This window comes from Pseudomonas sp. F-14 TE3482, from assembly GCF_053629455.1.
In genome coordinates, this window is the sequence record NZ_JBRJII010000001.1 from 478,891 (window position 1) to 499,837 (window position 20,947).

12 protein-coding genes are annotated in these 20,947 nt (G+C 58.2%); 9 read left to right on the top strand and 3 right to left on the bottom strand.

Translation table 11 applies throughout. The annotated features are described in order from the left end of the window. The first annotated feature begins 15 nt into the window (after window positions 1-15). From accC to AB7M26_RS02190, 8 genes are all read left to right on the top strand, one after another. On the top strand, window positions 16-1,374 hold the full coding sequence (accC, locus tag AB7M26_RS02155) for an acetyl-CoA carboxylase biotin carboxylase subunit (protein ID WP_008069032.1): 1,359 nt from the start codon (window positions 16-18) through the stop codon (window positions 1,372-1,374). Between the two features lie 238 nt (window positions 1,375-1,612). Then, on the top strand, window positions 1,613-2,491 hold the full coding sequence (gene prmA / locus AB7M26_RS02160; protein ID WP_429375432.1) for a 50S ribosomal protein L11 methyltransferase: 879 nt from the start codon (window positions 1,613-1,615) through the stop codon (window positions 2,489-2,491). Between the two features lie 30 nt (window positions 2,492-2,521). Beyond that, window positions 2,522-3,742: a DUF3426 domain-containing protein gene (locus tag AB7M26_RS02165; protein ID WP_429375434.1), complete on the top strand. Its 1,221-nt coding sequence runs from the start codon at window positions 2,522-2,524 to the stop codon at window positions 3,740-3,742. Between the two features lie 184 nt (window positions 3,743-3,926). Further along, window positions 3,927-4,937 carry a tRNA dihydrouridine synthase DusB gene (gene dusB, locus AB7M26_RS02170; RefSeq protein ID WP_123500884.1) on the top strand — a complete coding sequence of 337 codons (1,011 nt, stop codon included), beginning with the start codon at window positions 3,927-3,929 and terminating at the stop codon, window positions 4,935-4,937. Beyond that, complete coding sequence (gene fis, locus AB7M26_RS02175) at window positions 4,934-5,254, top strand: DNA-binding transcriptional regulator Fis (RefSeq protein WP_030128251.1); 321 nt, start codon at window positions 4,934-4,936, stop codon at window positions 5,252-5,254. Before dusB ends, fis begins: the two co-directional genes overlap by 4 nt. An 82-nt stretch (window positions 5,255-5,336) precedes the next feature. Further along, window positions 5,337-6,944 carry a bifunctional phosphoribosylaminoimidazolecarboxamide formyltransferase/IMP cyclohydrolase gene (gene purH / locus AB7M26_RS02180; protein WP_123500882.1) on the top strand — a complete coding sequence of 536 codons (1,608 nt, stop codon included), beginning with the start codon at window positions 5,337-5,339 and terminating at the stop codon, window positions 6,942-6,944. Between the two features lie 189 nt (window positions 6,945-7,133). Further along, the gene (purD, locus tag AB7M26_RS02185) at window positions 7,134-8,429 is read left to right on the top strand and encodes a phosphoribosylamine--glycine ligase (protein ID WP_123500880.1); all 1,296 of its coding nucleotides are present in this window, start codon (window positions 7,134-7,136) and stop codon (window positions 8,427-8,429) included. 99 nt (window positions 8,430-8,528) lie between these two features. Next, on the top strand, window positions 8,529-11,303 hold the full coding sequence (locus tag AB7M26_RS02190; RefSeq protein ID WP_123500878.1) for a hybrid sensor histidine kinase/response regulator: 2,775 nt from the start codon (window positions 8,529-8,531) through the stop codon (window positions 11,301-11,303). 49 nt (window positions 11,304-11,352) lie between these two features. Here AB7M26_RS02190 and AB7M26_RS02195 read toward each other — a convergent pair whose 3' ends face one another. Both AB7M26_RS02195 and AB7M26_RS02200 read right to left on the bottom strand, forming a co-directional pair. Continuing rightward, window positions 11,353-12,042 carry a hypothetical protein gene (locus AB7M26_RS02195; RefSeq protein ID WP_123500876.1) on the bottom strand — a complete coding sequence of 230 codons (690 nt, stop codon included), beginning with the start codon at window positions 12,040-12,042 and terminating at the stop codon, window positions 11,353-11,355. 58 nt (window positions 12,043-12,100) lie between these two features. Then, entirely contained in the window at window positions 12,101-12,886 is a 786-nt protein-coding gene (locus AB7M26_RS02200) for a hypothetical protein (RefSeq protein ID WP_123500874.1), read from the bottom strand. A 233-nt stretch (window positions 12,887-13,119) separates the two neighbouring features. On the opposite strand from AB7M26_RS02200, the gene AB7M26_RS02205 reads away from it, so the two are divergent. Further along, the gene (locus AB7M26_RS02205) at window positions 13,120-13,716 is read left to right on the top strand and encodes a MarC family protein (protein WP_123500872.1); all 597 of its coding nucleotides are present in this window, start codon (window positions 13,120-13,122) and stop codon (window positions 13,714-13,716) included. Between the two features lie 74 nt (window positions 13,717-13,790). Here AB7M26_RS02205 and AB7M26_RS02210 read toward each other — a convergent pair whose 3' ends face one another. Next, complete coding sequence (locus AB7M26_RS02210; RefSeq protein WP_429387751.1) at window positions 13,791-20,822, bottom strand: TcdA/TcdB pore-forming domain-containing protein; 7,032 nt, start codon at window positions 20,820-20,822, stop codon at window positions 13,791-13,793. Window positions 20,823-20,947 lie beyond the last annotated feature (125 nt).

Below are 20,947 nucleotides of genomic sequence, written 5' to 3' on the forward strand. Positions count from 1 at the left end.
CGCGGAGAAACTTTGATGACTGCGAAGTTGGAAAAAGTTCTGATCGCCAACCGCGGTGAGATCGCCCTGCGGATTCTGCGTGCCTGCAAAGAGATGGGCATCAAGACTGTCGCTGTTTACTCCAAGGCCGACAAAGAGCTGATGCACCTGGGCCTGGCAGACGAATCCGTCTGCATCGGCCCGGCCTCGGCCGCGCACTCTTACCTGCACATTCCGGCCATCATCGCCGCCGCTGAAGTGACTGGCGCTACCGCCATCCACCCAGGCTACGGTTTCCTTGCGGAAAACGCTGACTTTGCCGAACAGGTCGAGAACTCCGGCTTTGCGTTCATTGGCCCGAAAGCCGAAACCATTCGCCTGATGGGCGACAAGGTATCGGCCAAGCACGCCATGATCGCCGCCGGCGTGCCGACCGTTCCGGGTTCCGACGGCCCGTTGCCGGAAGACGAAGAAACCGCTCTGGGCATCGGCCGCGAAGTCGGCTATCCAGTGATCATCAAAGCCGCTGGCGGCGGCGGTGGTCGTGGCATGCGCGTGGTGCACAAAGAGGAAGACCTGATCTCCTCGGCGAAACTGACCCGCTCCGAAGCGGGCGCAGCGTTCGGCAACCCGATGGTCTACCTGGAAAAATTCCTGACCAACCCACGACACGTGGAAGTTCAGGTACTTTCCGACGGCCAGGGCCACGCCATCCATCTGGGTGACCGCGATTGCTCGCTGCAACGTCGCCACCAGAAGGTTCTCGAAGAAGCGCCGGCACCGGGCATCGACGAGAAAGCACGCGCTGAAGTCCTCGCTCGCTGCGTCAAGGCTTGCATCGACATCGGCTACCGTGGCGCCGGCACTTTCGAGTTCCTGTACGAGAACGGCCACTTCTACTTCATCGAGATGAACACTCGTGTCCAGGTAGAGCACCCGGTATCGGAAATGGTCACCGGCATCGACATCGTCAAGGAGATGCTCAGCATCGCCGCTGGCAACAAGCTGTCGTACACCCAGGATGACGTCGTTATCCGCGGTCACGCGCTGGAATGCCGGATCAACGCCGAAGACCCGAAAACCTTCATGCCTAGCCCAGGCACGGTCAAGCATTTCCACGCTCCAGGCGGCAACGGCGTTCGCGTCGATTCGCACCTGTACAGTGGCTACGCCGTTCCGCCGAACTACGATTCGTTGATCGGCAAGCTGATCACCTACGGCGCCACCCGTGACGAAGCCATGGCGCGCATGCGCAATGCGCTGGACGAAATCGTGGTCGACGGGATCAAGACCAACATCCCGCTGCACCGCGACCTGGTCCGTGATGCTGGCTTCTGCGAAGGCGGAGTCAACATCCACTACCTGGAACACAAGCTGGCTGGCGAAAAGCATTAAGCTGTGATCCATACCAGCAAAGCCGCTTTCGAGCGGCTTTGTTGTTTCTGAAGCAAAGTCAAAAGATCGCAGCCTTCGGGAGCTCCTGCATTTGGAATGCGTTCCCCTTGTAGGAACTGCCGAAGGCTGCGATCTTTTGATCTTCAACCATGGTCGTCTTCTTAGCCACGCTCGCGTAAACTTGCGCGCTTCTCGCAGCCCGCCAGGCTGCAATCCATATTTTTCAAAGGTGCCCGCCATGCCTTGGCTGCAAGTCCGTCTCGCCATCAGCCCAGAACAAGCCGAAACCTACGAAGACGCTTTCCTTGAAGTGGGCGCCGTGTCGGTGACCTTCATGGACGCCGAAGATCAGCCGATTTTCGAGCCGGAACTCAACACCACCCCGCTGTGGTCGCACACTCACTTGTTGGCCTTGTTCGAAGGCGGCACCGAAGCCGCCAGCGTACTGGCCCACCTCGAGTTGCTGACCGGCAGCCCGCTGCCCGAGCATCACAGCGAAGTGATCGAAGACCAGGATTGGGAACGCAGCTGGATGGACGGTTTCCAGCCGATGCGCTTCGGTCAGCGCCTGTGGATCGTCCCGAGCTGGCACGCCGCGCCGGAGCCGGACGCAGTAAACCTGCTGCTGGACCCGGGCCTGGCGTTCGGCACCGGCACTCACCCGACCACCGCGCTGTGCCTGGAATGGCTCGACGGTCAGGACCTGAAGGGTTGCAACGTGCTCGACTTCGGTTGCGGTTCGGGGATTCTGGCGATTGCCGCCCTGTTGCTGGGCGCCAAGCAAGCCGTCGGCACCGACATCGACGTGCAGGCGCTGGAAGCCTCACGCGACAACGCCGGGCGCAACAACATTGCTGACGAACTCTTCCCGCTGTATCTGCCGCAAGACCTGCCGCAGGTTCAAGCCGACGTGCTGGTGGCCAACATTCTTGCCGGCCCGCTGGTTTCGCTGGCGCCGCAGCTGTCCAGCCTGGTCAGGCAGGGTGGTCGTTTGGCGCTTTCAGGCATCCTCGCCGAACAAGGTGAAGAAGTCGCCGCGGCCTACGCTCAGGACTTCGAACTGGACCCGATTGCCAATCGCGACGGCTGGGTACGCATTACTGGCCGTCGGCGCTAGAATGAGCGCCTGCATAAACCGGATTACCGCATGACCGACAGCTTCGTCACCCAGTGCCCGCATTGCCAAACCAGCTTCCGCGTCAGCCATGCTCAGTTGAGCGTGGCCCGTGGAGTGGTTCGTTGCGGCTCGTGTTTGCAGGTGTTCAACGCCGCCAAGCAGTTACTCGAGCAGCGGGCCGGCAAGGAAACGGTCAAACCGGTTGCACCGGCGCCCGTCGAACCGCCCGTGCAGCGAGCCATCAGCCAAAAACAATGGACGGCTGCAGAAATGGATCTGGACAGCCTGGATCTGGACGAAGAGCTCGCCCGGCTTGAACAGCGGGAAATCCAGCCAACTACGGAATTCACTCGGCCCCGCGAAGACAGCCTCAGCGCTCGCCGCGATACCACCGAGCACGACCAGGAGCCCTGGTCCGACAGCCTCTTCAGTGAATCGGCCGCCGATCGTGCAAAAACCGCCGACGCGCCCACGCCAGAACCGACGATCGAGCCGAGCAAACACTCGCGCACCGAGCCTTCGCTGTCGCTGGAGCCCGCGGATCCGGACGACGAACCCGCGATCCAACAGCTGCGCCTGCACGACCCGCTCGACGCCCCGATCCCCTTTGGCAGCCTGTCGGCGACTCCCGATGAAGTCGACGACGACCTGCCCTCGGTCGAACCCCTGCGCAAGCGACGTGAACGCAGCGAACCGGCGCTGCGCGCGGAGGTATTGGAGGATCTGACCGACGATCCGTTGCAACTGGACTGGCAAAAACGTCGCTCCCCCTGGGGCCGGCGCTTTTTCTGGCTGCTGCTGATCCTGCTCGGCGCCGCCGGCCTCGCCGGTCAATACGTCGCCTACCACTTTGACGAACTGGCACGCCAGGACCAGTACCGTCCGTGGTTCCAGCAACTGTGCCCGCAGATCGGCTGCACCGTGCCGTCCAAGGTCGACATCGCAAAAGTCAAAAGCAGCAACCTGGTGGTCCGCAGCCACCCGGACTTCAACGGCGCGCTGGTGGTCGATGCCATCATCTACAATCGTGCGCCCTTCTCTCAGCCCTTCCCGCTGCTGGAGTTGCGTTTTGCCGACCTCAACGGCCACCTGATCGCCAGCCGTCGCTTCAAGCCCGGCGAGTACCTCAACGGCGATCTCGAAGGCATGGCGGAAATGCCGCCGCAAACGCCGATCCACATCGCGCTGGACATTCTCGATCCAGGCCCCAAAGCGGTGAACTACAGCCTGAGCTTCCATTCTCCCGAGTGAAACGCTCGAGTGTTACAGGCTTGACGACGGTTTTCTGACTTTGACGTTCAAACCAAACCGCTGGCGATAACGAATTAACTGTTCAGATTTTATCCAATTCAGCCTTTATCCAGTCATCGAGAGCGGGTATCATGCCAACCCTTTTTCGAACTCTCATGATCCGGCCCCACAACAGGGAAGTCCTATGTCGGCGGTACGCATCGGTCCATATACATTGCACAACGGCTTGATTCTCGCCCCCATGGCGGGGGTCACCGATCAGCCCTTTCGTCAGCTGTGCAAGCGACTGGGCGCGGGCCTTGTAGTCTCGGAAATGGTCACCAGCGACATGAGTTTGTGGAACACCCGCAAATCGCGGATGCGCATGATCCACGAAGGCGATCCCGAGCCTCGCTCGGTACAGATCGCCGGCGGAGATGCGCAGATGCTGGCGGATGCAGCCCGGGCCAACGTCGAACTGGGCGCACAGATTATTGATATCAACATGGGCTGTCCGGCGAAAAAGGTCTGCAACAAGGCCGCCGGTTCCGCCCTGTTGAAAGATGAAGCATTGGTGACCGAGATCCTGCAGGCCGTAGTGGCCGCGGTCGATGTGCCGGTTACCTTGAAGATCCGCACCGGCTGGGACCGGGCGAACAAGAACGGCCTGACCGTGGCGAAGATTGCCGAGCAGGCAGGCATTACGGCGTTGGCGGTACATGGCCGCACCCGTGCCGATCTGTACACCGGTGAAGCCGAGTACGACACCATTGCCGCGATCAAGCAGGCGGTGTCGATTCCGGTGTTTGCCAATGGCGATATCAATTCGCCCGAGAAGGCCCGGTACGTGCTCGACGCGACCGGTGCCGATGGCCTGTTGGTAGGTCGGGCTGCCCAGGGGCAGCCATGGATTTTTCGTGAAATCGACCATTATCTGCGTACCGGCGAAAAACTCCCGGCACCGGAACTGATCGAGGTGGAACGTATTCTGCTTGAGCATCTGGCTGCGCTGCATGCCTTCTATGGCGACGTCATGGGCGTGCGCATAGCTCGCAAGCATGTGGGCTGGTATCTCGCAACCTTGCCGGGCGCCAGGGAGTTCCGCGCCCACTTCAATCGTTTGGAAGATACGGAAGCACAATGCGCCTACGTTCGGGCCTTCTTCGCCGAACGTTACAAGAGCCTGACAGGGGACGGAGAAGGGGTGGCCGCATGACGATGATGACCGAGACTTTAGTGAGTGGAACAACACCCGTGAGCGACAACGTAAATTTGAAACAGCACCTCAATACGCCGAGCGAAGAAGGTCAGACCCTTCGCGGGAATGTCGAGAAGGCGCTGCACAATTATTTCGCCCACCTTGAGGGCGCTGCCGTCACGGATGTGTACAACCTGGTGCTCTCCGAAGTCGAGGCTCCCCTGCTCGAATGCGTGATGAACTACGTCAAGGGCAACCAGACCAAGGCCAGTGAGCTGCTCGGACTGAACCGGGGCACCCTGCGCAAGAAACTCAAGCAGTACGATTTGCTGTAAGCATTCAATCAAACCAGAAAGGCGCCCGCGTAAAACCGGTCGCCTTTTTTGCTGACTTCCCTTGCTTTTGATGGAAATTGAAATGACCGACCAGACTACCCGCCTGCCGATCCGCCGCGCCTTGATCAGCGTTTCCGACAAGACCGGGATCCTTGAATTCGCCAAGGAGCTTGAAGCCCTGGGCGTCGAGATCCTCTCCACCGGCGGAACGTTCAAGCTGCTGCGCGACAACGGTGTTGCCGCAGTGGAAGTCGCGGACTACACCGGTTTCGCAGAAATGATGGACGGCCGGGTGAAAACCCTGCACCCGAAAATCCACGGCGGGATCCTCGGTCGTCGCGGTATCGACGACGCCATCATGAATGAGCACGGCATCAAGCCGATCGATCTGGTTGCGGTCAACCTGTACCCGTTCGAAGCCACCATCAACAAGCCAGGCTGCGACCTGCCGACCGCCATCGAAAACATCGACATCGGCGGCCCGACCATGGTCCGTTCGGCAGCCAAGAACCACAAAGACGTGGCCATCGTGGTGAATGCCAGCGATTACGCCAACGTCCTGGAAAGCCTCAAGGCCGGCGGCCTGACCTACGCTCAGCGTTTCGACCTGATGCTCAAGGCCTTCGAACACACCGCCGCCTATGACGGCATGATCGCCAACTACATGGGCACCGTGAACCAGGCGGCTGAAACCCTCAGCACCGAAGATCGCAGCGAGTTCCCGCGCACCTTCAACAGCCAGTTCATCAAGGCTCAGGAAATGCGCTACGGCGAGAACCCGCACCAGAGCGCGGCGTTCTACGTTGAAGCCAAGCCTGCGGAAGTCGGCATCGCCACCGCCACCCAGCTGCAAGGCAAAGAGCTGTCGTACAACAACGTGGCCGACACCGACGCCGCGCTGGAATGTGTGAAGAGCTTCGTCAAACCGGCCTGCGTGATCGTCAAGCATGCCAACCCGTGCGGCGTGGCCGTGAGCCCGGACGCTGAAGGCGGCATCCGTCAGGCCTACGAACTGGCCTACGCCACCGACACCGAATCGGCGTTCGGCGGCATCATCGCGTTCAACCGCGAACTGGATGCTGAAACCGCCAAGGCTATCGTCGAGCGTCAGTTCGTCGAAGTGATCATTGCCCCGAGCGTCAGCGCTGAAGCACGCGCAATTGTCGCCGCCAAAGCCAACGTGCGCCTGCTGGCCTGCGGCGAGTGGTCGGCTGATCGCGCTCCGGCCTGGGACTACAAACGCGTCAACGGCGGTTTACTGGTGCAGAGCCGCGACATTGGCATGATCGGTGCCGACGACTTGAAAGTCGTGACCAAACGCGCCCCGACCGAGCAAGAGATCCACGACCTGATCTTCGCCTGGAAAGTCGCCAAGTACGTTAAATCCAACGCCATCGTCTACGCCAAGAACCGTCAGACCATTGGTGTCGGCGCCGGACAGATGAGCCGCGTGAACTCCGCGCGTATCGCCGCGATCAAGGCTGAGCACGCCGGTTTGCAGGTAGCAGGCTCGGTGATGGCATCCGACGCCTTTTTCCCGTTCCGCGATGGTCTGGACAATGCGGCCAAGGTCGGCATCACTGCGGTGATCCAGCCAGGTGGCTCGATGCGTGACAACGAAGTGATTGCTGCTGCTGATGAAGCCGGCATCGCCATGGTGTTCACCGGCATGCGCCACTTCCGTCACTAATAAGACAACGGCCGCACTGAAGCCGGCATCTGCTGCGTTGGAGCCGACCTCGATGATGCTCATTGCCAAAAGGCAACTCCGCTCATCGAGGTCGACTCCGCCTTGCATCTACCGGCTTCAATGCGACCTCCTACGGCGTGAAGCGCTTTAGGTTCTAAAACAGAATTAGCGTCATCCGAGGTTTTTGAAATGAATGTTTTGATCATTGGCAGCGGTGGCCGTGAACACGCCCTGGCCTGGAAAGTGGCTCAGGATCCGCGCGTGCAGAAAGTTTTCGTTGCCCCGGGCAACGCCGGCACCGCCATTGAAGCCAAGTGCGAGAACGTCGCCATCGACGTGCTGGCTCTTGAGCAGCTGGCTGACTTTGCCGAAAAGAATGTTTCCCTGACCATCGTCGGCCCGGAAGTGCCGCTGGTTGCCGGTGTTGTCGATCTGTTCCGCTCCCGTGGCCTGGATTGCTTCGGCCCGACCGCTGGCGCTGCTCAGCTGGAAGGTTCGAAAGCCTTTACCAAAGACTTCCTGGCGCGCCACAAGATCCCGACCGCCGACTACCAGAACTTCACCGAGATCGAGCCAGCCCTGGCTTACCTGCGTGAAAAAGGCGCACCGATCGTGATCAAGGCCGATGGCCTGGCCGCCGGTAAAGGCGTGATCGTGGCCATGACCCTGGGCGAAGCCGAAGACGCGGTGCGCGACATGCTCGCCGGCAACGCCTTTGGCGACGCCGGTTCACGCGTGGTGATCGAAGAGTTCCTGGACGGCGAAGAAGCCAGCTTCATCGTCATGGTCGACGGCAAGAACGTATTGCCGATGGCCACCAGCCAGGACCACAAACGCGTCGGCGACGGCGATACCGGCCCGAACACCGGCGGCATGGGCGCTTACTCCCCGGCCCCGGTCGTCACGGCCGAAGTCCATCAGCGGGTCATGGACCTGGTGATCTGGCCGACCGTGCGGGGTATGGCCGAGGAAGGGAACGTCTACACCGGCTTCCTCTATGCCGGCCTGATGATCGACAAGGCTGGTAACCCAAAAGTCATCGAGTTCAACTGCCGTTTCGGCGATCCTGAGACCCAACCGGTGATGCTGCGTTTGCAGTCGAGCCTGGTGTTGCTGGTCGAAGCGGCCCTGGCGCAAGCGCTGGACAAGGTCGAAGCGCAATGGGATCCACGTCCGAGCGTCGGTATTGTATTGGCCGCTGGCGGGTACCCGGGTGACTACGCCAAAGGCGTTGCCATCAACGGCCTGGATGCAGCCGCGACACTGGAAGGCAAAGTCTTCCATGCCGGTACTGCGCTCAAGGACGGTCAGGTGGTGACCGCCGGTGGTCGGGTACTGTGCGCAACCGCCATGGGCACCAGCGTCGATGCAGCCCAGCAGCAGGCTTACAAACTGGCGGCTAAAATCGACTGGGAAGGCTGCTTCTACCGTAAGGACATTGGCTACCGCGCCATTGCCCGCGAGCGTGGCGAGAATCAGGAATAAGCCATCCATCCGGCCAGGCAAGGGCTTGCGGCCCTTGCCTGACTATTCCGGCACCGCGCATAGTTATACTTTGGCATTAACCTACGAAGGGATTTCGCCGTGCGCTGGCTCAGGATTGCCATAGGCTTCGCCGTCACTCTGCTGACCTTGCTCTGCATGCTCCCGGCCCAGGCCACGCAAGGCAGTGGCTGGGCGGTATTGCTCGACGAACAGGGCGACCTGCAGCTGAGCGACATCCGCTCCAGCCGCTACACCAACCAATTCAGCCCCATTGAACTTGATCACCTCACCGCGGCCGCACCCGATGGCGCGCTATGGCTGCGTTTCAAGCTCGCGCCCGGCAAGCATGAACAGTTGCTGCGAGTGTTCGCACCGGACCTGATGCACCTCAATCTGTATGTGCTCGACGGCGACCAGTTGATCGATCAATTGAATACCGGTACCGCGCAGCTCCAGGTTAAGCCTCCCCTTCCCAGCAGCGACTTCATGTTGCCGCTGCCACAAAGTGACAAAACCCTCGACGTCTACCTGCGGCTGGTCTCCGAACACCAGTTCCGGCCTTACATCACCCTGCAATCGGCGGTCATGACCGCGGCCACTCAGTACCAGACGCTGATCTATGGCTTGCTCTTCGGCTGCCTCGGGATGCTGATCCTGCACAACCTGACCCGTTACCTCTACACCCGCTCGCGCAGCAGCCTCTGGCTGGCAGCGTGCGAAGGGTTGCTGATGCTCAGCCTGGTGTTGCTGCTGAACCTGGCCCGGCCATGGTTACCGAACTGGTCCGTCGTGCAAACACCCGGTGCCTACCTCGCCTTGCTGATGACCGCGCCTTGCGGCCTGATGTTCGCCTACCGTTTCTTCGCCCCGCTCGGCCCTCACCCGTTGAACAAGCTGCTGCTGGGGAACATTCTGTTCATCATGGTGTGCGGCCTGCTGTTGCTGTTCGTCAACACACTGCCGCTGAACCTGATCACGTATGGGCTGGTTGCTCTGGCCGGTCTGAGCATGTTGTTCGTCAGCGCCCATCACTGGCAAAAAGGTTATCGCCCGGCGCGTCTGTTCGTGGCGGCCATGGTGGTGTTCAATCTCGGCACATTGATTATTCTGCCGGCACTGCAGGGGCTGACCCTGGTCGCGCCACAAAGCCTGATCATTATTCTGCTGGTGTTTATCTGTATCAGTGGCCTGTTGATGAGTATTGCCTTGGGCGAGCGACAGCGCAGCATCACCGAAGACCGTTTCAGCGTCAGTCGCGACCTGGCCGCCAGTAACGCCGAAATCAACGCCAAAGCCGAATTTCTGGCGAAGATCAGCCACGAAATCCGCACCCCGATGAATGGTGTGCTGGGCATGACCGAATTGCTGCTGGGCACACCGCTGTCGGTCAAGCAACGCGACTATGTGCAGACCATCCATAGCGCCGGCAACGAACTGCTGACACTGATCAACGAAATTCTCGACATCTCCAAACTCGAGTCCGGGCAGATCGAACTGGACGACGTGCAGTTCGACCTCAACGCCCTGATCGAAGATTGCCTGAGCATCTTCCGCGCCAAGGCTGAACAGCAGAACGTCGAGCTGATCAGCTTTATCCAGCCGCAGGTACCACGCGTCATCAGCGGAGATCCCACGCGCCTGCGCCAGACCCTGCTGAGCCTGCTGGAAAACGCCCTGAAGAAAACCGATGAAGGCGAGATCCTGATCGTCGTCGCCCTGGATGAACGCAGCGCCAAACCGCGGCTGCGCATCGCTGTGCAAGACAGCGGCCAGCCCATGGAGGCGGAAGAACGCGACGCGTTGATGCATGCCGAACTGCACAGCAAACACTTCCTCTCGGCCACCAGCCTGGGGGGCAATCTTGGACTGGTCATCGCCCGTCAGCTGATCCGTTTGATGCAAGGCGAGTTCGGCATCAAGAGCGGCGCCAACCAGGGCAGCACGTTGTGGCTGACCCTGCCGCTGGACCCGGACCGTCTCGAACATCCGACCTCGGACCTGGACGGTCCGCTGCAAGGCGCACGCGTATTGGTCGTGGACGACAACGACACTTGTCGCAAGGTGCTGGTGCAGCAGTGCAGCGCCTGGGGCCTGAATGTCAGTGCCGTGCCGTCCGGCAAGGAGGCTTTGGCGCTGCTGCGCACCAAGGCTCATTTGCGCGATTACTTCGACGTGGTCCTGCTGGATCAGAACATGCCTGGCATGACCGGCATGCAGCTCGCGGCCAAGATCAAGGAAGACCCGAGCCTGAACCATGACATTCTGCTGATCATGCTCACCGGCATCAGCAACGCCCCGAGCAAAATCATCGCGCGCAACTGCGGGATCAAGCGAATTCTCGCCAAACCGGTGGCCGGCTATACACTCAAGACCACGCTGGCGGACGAGCTGAACCAGCGCAATAAAGGCCCCTCCGTTTCGCAGCAGCTGCCCACCGGCCCTACCCTTCCGGTCAAGGTGCCCAGCGATTTCCGCATTCTGGTGGCCGAAGACAACAGCATCTCGACCAAGGTCATACGTGGCATGCTGGGCAAACTCAATCTGCAACCGGACACCGCCAGCAATGGCGAAGAAGCCCTGCTGGCGATGAAAGCCCAGCGTTACGACCTGGTGCTGATGGACTGTGAAATGCCGATCCTCGACGGTTTCTCCGCCACTCAGCAACTGCGTGCCTGGGAAGTCGGCAACCAGCGGATTCGCACCCCCGTGGTGGCGTTGACCGCACACATCCTCGCCGAGCACAAAGAGCGCGCGCGCCAGGCGGGCATGGACGGGCACATGGCCAAACCGGTCGAGCTGTCACAACTGCGCGACCTGATCGAGCACTGGGTTGCCCAACGTGATCAGCAGAATCGTACGGCTTCGACGTTCTGACGATGCAGTCCGGTGCCCGAAAGTGGTTTCAACAATCGGGCAGGACGTATCACTCCCCCATATCGACCTTCTCGACCAGCAGCGCCAGGTTGTCCGCCAATCGATTCCCGAGCTTGTGGGTAATCGCCTCGCGGGATAACGCGTAAAGGGTTTCGGACAGATTCGCCCGTGCGTATCGCACGCACACCTGACCTTCTACGTCATCGACCTCAAAACGCTGCGACCACGGATTCCGGGCCAACTCCTGCCGGGTCTTGAATTCGAGATAAATGCTGCTGATTGAGGTCGGGCTTTGTCCCACAATCGCCAGCAGGCGCACAACCTTGAGCGGTGAACGAGGTGCTTGCATCTCCTCCTCGCAACGCTCCTCGGGCCATATCTGAATGGCAGGGACATAACACGGCAATTGCGCCGCATACACCAAAAATCCGCCAAGAGCATGATCTTCGCTACCGCTATTTGCCATTACGGCCAAGGCCCATTCAAGCGCTGAAGAGGCGTTTAGCCCGTTGAGAGAAAAGTCTTGGCGAAACTTCAAGTTGCGGATCCAGAAGTCATCCAGCACCGCAACATAAGCGTCATACCAGCTTTCAACTTTCATGCTTTCGATTTTTTTGTTGGCAACCAATTGCGCCAGCAGACTTGAATTTACGACATCATCATAAGCCGATATCTTTTCAATATCCGACAAAGCAACAACGGCGTTACCCACCGTCAACAAGCTGTATAACTGAGCCATAGCAAACCCTCAATGAAAAAGGGCGGCCGAGAAGCGGCCGCCCTTTTAAAACATTCGATCAGATGTCGTAATCTTCGATCTTCGTTTGCGCATTCAAACCAAGTTTTGCACGAATCGTGTCGCGGGTTTGCTCGACGATATATGGCACTTTCCTGAAGACCGAGTCACCGCGATACAGTTTCACCTCGCGGGAGTCCCAATCCATGAACAGCACTTGCTTTGCGGTGTTCTTGCGGATGAAACGAACAGTACCCAATGCCATGGTGACTTCACCGTTGACTTCGGTGCAGGTGCCGGCCGCCATACCACCCACACCGTGCTCCAGCATATTGCGCTCATACAGGGTCAACGCGGTTTCACGTTTTTTCAATGCGGTGATTGCGTCGCCCGCCACCTTCAGCATCAGGACAGAGGCCGAGCCAGGCACGGCAAGCCCGGCAACCACACTGCCAAGGATTTCCAGCACCAATTGATCCATCCGTACGGTGTTACCGCTGATATTCATGTCGTTGTAGTACTTACTGGTCGGCAGCCAGCCTGCATGGGTCATGACTTCCAGGAACTGGTAATACCATTCCTTGCCCTGATACTCGTACGGGTACTTTTTGTTTGCGACCAGACTCGCGAATAGAAAAGCGTGTTGAACATCTTCCCGATTTTGCTCACTCAGGTTGCCGGTAAAGGACAAGATGCCCTCACCCACGATGGAACCTTTGCCGGGCTCATTGACAACCGGCACCGAAAAACTGCGAGAGCGCATAACTTCAGCGCCGTCCAGCTCATAACTTTCCAAACGATGAATACATTCAGCTACAGTGCAATCTTCGACTTCATGAACATTCATTACCAATTCCTTATTAATTAAAACAGGCTCCTCTTGAACCCGCAAAACAACAATAACCAAAGAAAGAAAAAACGACAAACAAGAACATGTAACTTGTTAATATCAACATTTCGCCAACTAACAAACTTCTACCTCAACAACTTACATTTACCCCGTTTCCTCACGCCATCCCCCCAAACATTAAACCGACTGATAGACTCCGCTCTGTCCATCTGCCGCTGCGAGCCGAAATCATGCTCCACGTGTTGTTCAGCGTTTACCTGAAGATGCTGGTGCTCTACAGCCCGTTCTTCGTGTTGTCCTGCTTCATCAGCCTGACCCGCGGTTATTCGCGCAAGGAGCAGCGACGCCTGGCCTGGAAAGTGGCGATTGCCACTCTAGTCTCCAGCGTGTTGCTGTACCTGTTCGGACGAGTGATTTTCGATGTATTCGGGATTACGGTGGATGCGTTTCGCATCGGCGCCGGCAGTGTGTTGTTCATCTCGGCACTGGGCATGGCCCAGGGCAAGTCGGCGGTGCAGACCGACAACGTGCAACAGGACGTGACCATCGTCCCACTGACCATTCCGCTGACGGTCGGTCCTGGCACCATCGGCGCCCTGCTGGTGATGGGCGTGAGCCAGCCGCACTGGGACGACAAGCTCACCGCCATCATGAGCATCGCTCTGGCCAGTTTCACCGTCGGCGTGGTGCTTTATCTGTCCAGCCGGATAGAACGGATTCTGGGCGATCAGGGTTTGCAGATTGTCAGCCGACTGATGGGATTGTTCGTCTGTGCGCTGGCGGCGCAGATCATTTTTACCGGGGTGAAGGGCTACCTGGTTCCCTGAGGCCGGAAAAAGGCTGCGGGGATCAAATCCCGCGGCCTCACTTGATACCGGAAGCAGATTGCCTGTTTCCGGGTCTACGCCTCGACTGCCGTCTTCAGCAGCTTCACCAGATCAAGACTGACACCCACCTCCAGGTCCAGTATCAGCTCCTCAAGGGTGACGAACAGCGGATCGCCGGAAACATTGATCAGCAGATTAAACGTGTCCCGCGATACCGCTCCGGCGGATTCGACGTTTCGAAAAATCAGGCTACGCCCATCATCGGGATCGGTCAGCAACAGATGCCCCTCGGCCAACATGATCTGCCAGTGATCCATAGGCGGCAGTTGCACGAGCAATTGGCGCTGTCGGGGCTCCGGCTGATGGAAGTCGATAATCAGGCAGTCGAGCCGTAGCCAGGCGGCTTCTGAGATCAGGCATGTCATCTGGCCTTTGAGTCCTAGCACCAGCGTGGTGACACCGTCCGGAATCAACATCAGCAAGTCCTCGATGTTGTCCCGGGTCCGGATCGTCATTACTTGGGCCGTTCGACTCATCGTGTCTGCATACATCCAGACATCATGGTCCGGCACCAGCCACGCACCGTTTCTGTTACTGAACACCCTGCGGGTGACGGTGTTGTGCAGTAACGCAATTTCGCCATCGCGCGCGCCCAGATAAGCAGGCCAATGCCCATTGGTCTGTACGGTCGAGTAGTACAGGCGATGGGTACCTGTGTCATACCAGGCAAAGAGATCATCGAATCTGCCTGCGGTCAAAACGGGCGCGCAAGAGCGGCCCGCAATCAATTGGAGCAGCTTGTTTTCCCGCGCCTGCCGAGTGCCAAGACCAAAGAAGAAATCGCTTTCTACACCGACAATACGAGGCGCGTCACCCTCAAACAGCTCGATCCACACATGCTCTCGAGTCAAGCCACGCAATCCCGCGCCTTCGGGTGCTATCCGGGTAAAAGCCCATTGCACAGCGACCCGCTGCATTGCCGGCAATCGATCCCGATGCAGCAAGCGTGTGCCATTGGCAAAGGCCGCCGCAAACGCTTCGGGCTCCATGAAGGGCTGACGATAGACCTGCCCCGAAGCCGAATCCCATAACCATGCAGCCTTTTTGTCTGGAGTCTGCGCCAATAGCTGTATGGATTGACTCTCACTTGTGTCGGCAATCAACATGCGTCGTTCCAGGCACCAGACACGCAGGAACGCATTGCCGGGGACATTCAGCACACCGGACACTTCAAAACCGTCGGTAGCCGTCTCTTCGGCAAGTGCCACAACGCTCGTGTGCCATTCAAAACCCTCACCGGCAGCCGATGCGGCCTGTGCCAGCCAATCCTTGTTCAGCGCAACCAGCTGCGACTCATCAGTCCTGCTCAGTTGATACAGCATCCCGTTCCGGGTGAGCGCAATGTGGCGCTGCTCCTGGAAAAACACCTCGACCACCTCGTGAGGCAGAATCTTTGCAGCAGGCGCGGATGGCTCGTCGTTCTGCGCCGTCACCCGCTGTCGGTAGAGACTGCGATGGAGCTGATCAAAGAACAGAAACGTATCGCCGTCGGCGTCCTGGGTGTTAAGTAAAATCAGATTGCCTGAGCCTGCTCCCACGTTCGGCCGGATCACGAGCCCGTCATCCCGTCGCAACCAGAGATTGACGGGATTGCGAGAATCGTCATGCCAATAGGTGATCGAAGTCAGCGGGGCGCATTGATAATCCACGACACTCACTGCCTCGAAAGGCGCGAGTTTCTCGTCGCGGACCATCAATTCGTAATCCCAGAAGAAATACGAAAGGGAGACGGTGCTCTTGCGTTGCAGTAATGCCTTCTGGCCCTCGGTCAGTGGGCCGATGACAGAAAACAGCGAGAGGTCATTTGCGCCGAGCAGGTAAGTCATCTTCATGTCACGACCGTTACGCAACACGACTTTCTGCACGATCCGCATCAACCCTCCCTCCAGTTCCTGGAAGGCCGAAATCCTTGAGCCCGGCACTGGATCCATCAACCGGTAAATCCGGTTGACCTGCCCGGTGGCCACATCCGTGCGCCAGATCAGAACTTCGTCAGGGACATAGTAATACGCGTACTTGTCGACAATGGCGCCCAGGCAAGCGGCTTTCTGATAGGCCGGACTCAGGCCACGGACAAACAGGAAACGGTCTTCGTTGCGGTCGTATTGGGCCGTGGTGTAAACCGGTTCGAGGGGATCGCTGTAGGGGACAGGAAAATTCCGGACAGTCGTGTAGCGACTGGCCAGACGCATGGAACGCGCATGCTCGCGGAGGGACGCCTGTGCAGAGGAAGCATTATCGCCCGAGCCGATCGAGATATCAGAGATGAGCAGCTCCCCCTGCTCCCAGTCCACCTGATACGACTGCTTGTCCAGTTGCACAAGCAAAGGCGACTTGTCAGGGACATGGACCTGGATCGCGCCCAACTGCACACAAGCCCCTTCAATTTTCACATCGCTCTCAGCCAGCCAGGTTGCACTCAATGCCCAGGACATCGACGGCGCATCATCGTACTTTATCAGCGTGATCGCCCGCACACCTTCGGCCAGCATCACCGAGCATTGCCCTCCCCGTCCCAGAATTTCGTAGGACAGGTAATTGTGCAGCTCTCTTGGCAATTTCGGCACGTGGAGCAAGCGGTTGCTGCGATCCACCACCACGTTGATCAATGTCTGCGAGTAGTTGGGTATCAGTTGATGCAGCACGTATTCAGTCGGGAACCTGTAGAAGCTGAACCAGAACTGGCGCTCACCGTCACTGTCGTACTCGAGTTTCAGCGCCGTTTCAAAATGCTCCCTGCGGGTGGTCGAAAACGGCAATGCCTTATAGTCGAATCCGAAGTAGCAATCCGGCATGCACGGGAGCACGACGACATCAAAATCTGCGGCATCGGGAATCGCACTTTCGTATGCATAGCCGAGTGATTCACGGATGCTGACAGACAATGACCGATCCGGATTGCCCTGCGGCGGATGCAATGCATGGGGAATGGCCGCGTAAATATTCAGTTTGCCGCCGTAATGCAGTAGCCGTGCGTCGAGGTCCAAATGTGTGACGACGACATAGGGGCTGATACACAGCGCCCCGTCAATCCGCGAAAACCCGCCGCTGCGATAACCCTGCTCAATCAGATTCAAATACTTGCCGACTTGATGAGCCCGCTCCAGTATTCCGCTGAAACCTTCGACCAGCGCGCCGATACCGACCGCAAGCCCCCCCAGGATGACACTCGCCCCACCCAGAAACGCAGCCGCGGTGCCGGCCCCGACCACGGATGCGCCAAGCCCGCCAAGCCCCGCCACCAGGCCTGCGGAATCGAACGCCAGTTGGGTTGCGAACTGGGCAATCTGAGTTTCATTCTCGGCATTGGCCAGCAGATAAATATCGAAGCCGACCGCAGCCAGTTGAAGAATATTGCCCACCCCCTCATTGGCCACATGACCCAGGGAATTGAGCACCACCGACGAGGTGGTTCTGGCGACCGATAGACTGTCGGTGAACGCGATACGCACCAGATTGATCAGTTCCACGCCATCCACCACGAGGCCATGGGTCAGTTGTGCATAGGACAAATAGCCATGCAGGCGCACCGCAGACGTCAATGCCGTCGTCCCACCTTCGGAGGACTCCCGATCCTTCAGAGCGAACAACAGGGCTTGAACGGCAAATCCGGCGTTGAGCGTATGAACGGCTCCCGCATCGGTCGGATCAACCACACCGGGGCGGGGCGCTTTAACCGACAGCGACTGATAAATGTCTGTCAGGTGAGATTTGATGGTGTCCAAAAGCAGGTCATCGGTCACGACTCTGCGGGTCTGAGCGGCATCCTTGGCATTGACCAGGGTAATTTCACGCTGGCCTGTCGCATCGGTCTTCAATGACTCAAAGACCGGCACAAAGTCACGACTCAACTGATGCTCTGCCTGCAAGCGAAGGGTCGCGCTTTCGATCTGCCGCGCCCAACCCTGGGCGTCCAGCCGAGCCAGGCTATCACCCAGCCGGGCATTTTCCGACAATGAACGGGCACGTAGTGCTGCGTGATGCTGCCAAGGCTCGATTGGCCGTCCGCCGGCCATCTGCTCGCGCCTCAATAAATCGCCGACGGTCACCCGCGAAGGCAAAGACTTCTCGGCAATACTCGAACCCTTGAGATCGATCACATCGAAAGCCGAGTTCGACATCTCACCGAGACCATAGAGCCTGGCAATCACTTCATCCTGCAAAAAGTTGTTGATGCCTTGCTGCAAATCTTCTGCCCGCCTGAAGGCATACAGGCCGAAATTGGGGTCGTAAAATCGATAGGATGTCTCACCCCGCTCCATGACCTTGCTTACCAGCATCGAGTGGTTGTCAGTGTTGAGCATCAAGCTGCCGGTGGAGGTTTTCGCTTCCAGTGCCCGCATGGCCGCGCTCAAATTTACAGCCACCGCTTTTTCGCCGAACTGCGACATGGGAATGCCACGCAACTCATCCAGAACATGAAGCAATGCATGGGTTTCAGCGGCGTCAGGCGAGAGGTTGGCAATCGCCAGTTTACCGATCAAGGCCCGCTCTGCCGTGTTGCCACTTTCAAGCGCAGCGGCCATGACCAGCGCCAGGGGATAACAACGCCGGCCCGGATCACCACTCCCGCGTACCAGCAGCTCCTGAGGCAACTGTTTGCCAGCGTCGGCCCCGGCCTGGAAAAACCGTTCACGGACTAAATGCCCTCTCTGCAGAATCGATGCCCGGTATTCGTTCCTGGTCGCGGTTTCGATCCTGTGGACGTGCTCTCCCCACTGCCGCACGCTCATCGGTTCGGCAAGGGCCTGGGCCTTCAGTACCCGCGAGTTTTCTGGCTCCTGCCCGGACAGGGATGACGCATGGCGCCCGGCTTCGAACATCGCCGGTCGCCGATTGAATAAGGTCTGCTCGATCAATTCGTAACGTGCGAAAAACCCGCGATCCTGAGTGCTTTCGGCGAGGGTGACCGTCTCCTTCCATGCAGGTGCGAACCCCTCCTGATCCAGAGTAAGTGCACCGAACAGGCCACCAAACACAACACGGTGCAGCGGGCTCAACTGCTGCGCAGGCAACTTGCCGCCAGCGATACGCGCCAATGCCTCGTTCATATTGCCAAGCGACTCGGCGCCTATTGATTCAGGAAGTTTGCTGGTAGGTTGCGCCAGGATTTGCTGTCGCGTCTCAAAGTCGAGGGCAATGCGATCGTTGAACGTGATGTCGCCACTCAACTTTTCATTCATCGCGCGCATGAAGGGTTCGCCCAGATCATCAAGCAGCTGTTGCAACACCGATGTCAGCAACACCGGTTTGCCTTCGATTACCGGCCAGCCTTGTTTGAAGGTCAGGGTCTGGCTGTGCAACAACTCATTAAGGTTGCCGGTGTAGCGGGCCTTGTATTTACCGTCACGCCAGTTTTGCTGTTCTTTCTCCAGCCACTGTTCAGGCTGTTTAACATTTTCCACCCAGCCACTGATCAATTCTTCTTCAGTCGCCCGGTTGTACCCGGTGTCCACTAATTGCAGGCGCTCCCTTACCTCGGCGATCTCGTCTGGAATGCAGTGGGCATTCACAAAGTCCTCCACGCCCCAAATAGCAGCGCCGGGACCGGACAAACTGATGGTGCCTTGCGCTTGTGGATCAATGCCGTCGCGATGGTAACCCGCTATAGCCGTTGCAAGACGGGAGACATATCCCACGTAATCTGTCGAGGCGTTTTGAGCGCGCTCATTATTTTTTTGAACAATGTCGCCAGCCACTTCTGTCGCGAAACTTACTTGCCATGGTTTCCCGGACTTTACCAATGCCTGTTCGACCTTGAGCAGCAAATCATAGTTATTCCGAATTCGCCGCATGATCGAATTGACCATTCCTGATTCCGGATGGGCCATGATGAAAGCGTTCATCTCCTGCTTGGGACCAGGAGCGCCCAGACGAATGCCCTGTTCGGGTACGGTTAGTCCCTTCGCGGCAGAAAAAACGTCCGACACCTTGAGCCCGGTCTCGGCAAACCTGGTCAACGCCTGTAGTTGCTCCGCGGGAATATCCTTAACGTAGTTCCTGTACCGACTTTTCTCACGACTCGGCATCAACGTCGGATTTTTATCCAGCAATAACTGCAACACACCCAACTTTTGTTCGAAGCTGAATGCCTTGATGTTTACTTCACCCATCTGTTCGACGAGTGGCGGCAGATAATCAAGATCGCTGTAAGTCCCGCCCTCCAGACTTGTCGCCTGAAGTCGCACCACATCGGAAGCAGCGGCCAGGTTCCCGCGAAAAGACACTTCACGCTCGTATACGTCCCATAGAAAATGCGAACCAAATGCCGCACGTGCATCGCGCACTCGAACCTGTTCGCCCGCTATCGCCAAGTGGCTCTCAAGGTATCGGGCTTTCGCCACGTCAAGCGCCGTCCGATCTTGCCCATAAGCTTTCACCAGCAAATCGATACGGGCATCGTCAGCCTTGATGCCTTGTTTTTGCGCTGCCTTGATGTGCTCGAACATCTGTTGGCGCAGCACCACCACACGCTTCTCGATCAAATCGACCAGTTTGGCTGCGCTGCTCAGCTCTGTCCCGCCCGACTCCATGGCATGCACCTTGGCGGCCTGAGTAATAATCCGGTTGGTATCAAAAGCCATCAGCGCGTCAGGGTCATACCAAAGATTCAAGGTATGTCCGTCTTTGCTCAGCACTTGTTTCCAGATATTGAAGTAGTCGCGCTGGTTATCCCCGAACAAAGCGCCGCCCACCCAGACGAAATGCATGTTTTTCGGTACTGGAGGATGGACTTCAGCAAGTATGGCCACCGTTTTTTCGATCCTGGCCACATAAGCTTTAGTGTCGGCATTGGCTTTTCGAAGCGTGTCGCTCATCGGCCCCGCTTTTTTCCGGATCAGTAAGGCAAGTGCGTCCTCGAACAACTTCGCCGGCGCCAATTGATCAGACAGCCGATCACTTTCACTCGCCGCCTTGTAATACCGGCTGAATGCGGCGTGTTCTTTACTGCCTGCAAACTCACTGAGGTCACTGGAGAATCCGGATAACCCTACAGCCGTGACAAAACCTTGACCGGTATCGGGCAACTGCATCAATTCACTCATAACGTCCCTGTTCATAACATCCTATTGGGTTAACTCTTGAAACTCAGGCGCAAGCGAACCCCTCAAGTAACTTCAGTTCCTTGAGGGGCGTATCGCCCAATCGCTTTTCAAATCCAGACAACAGC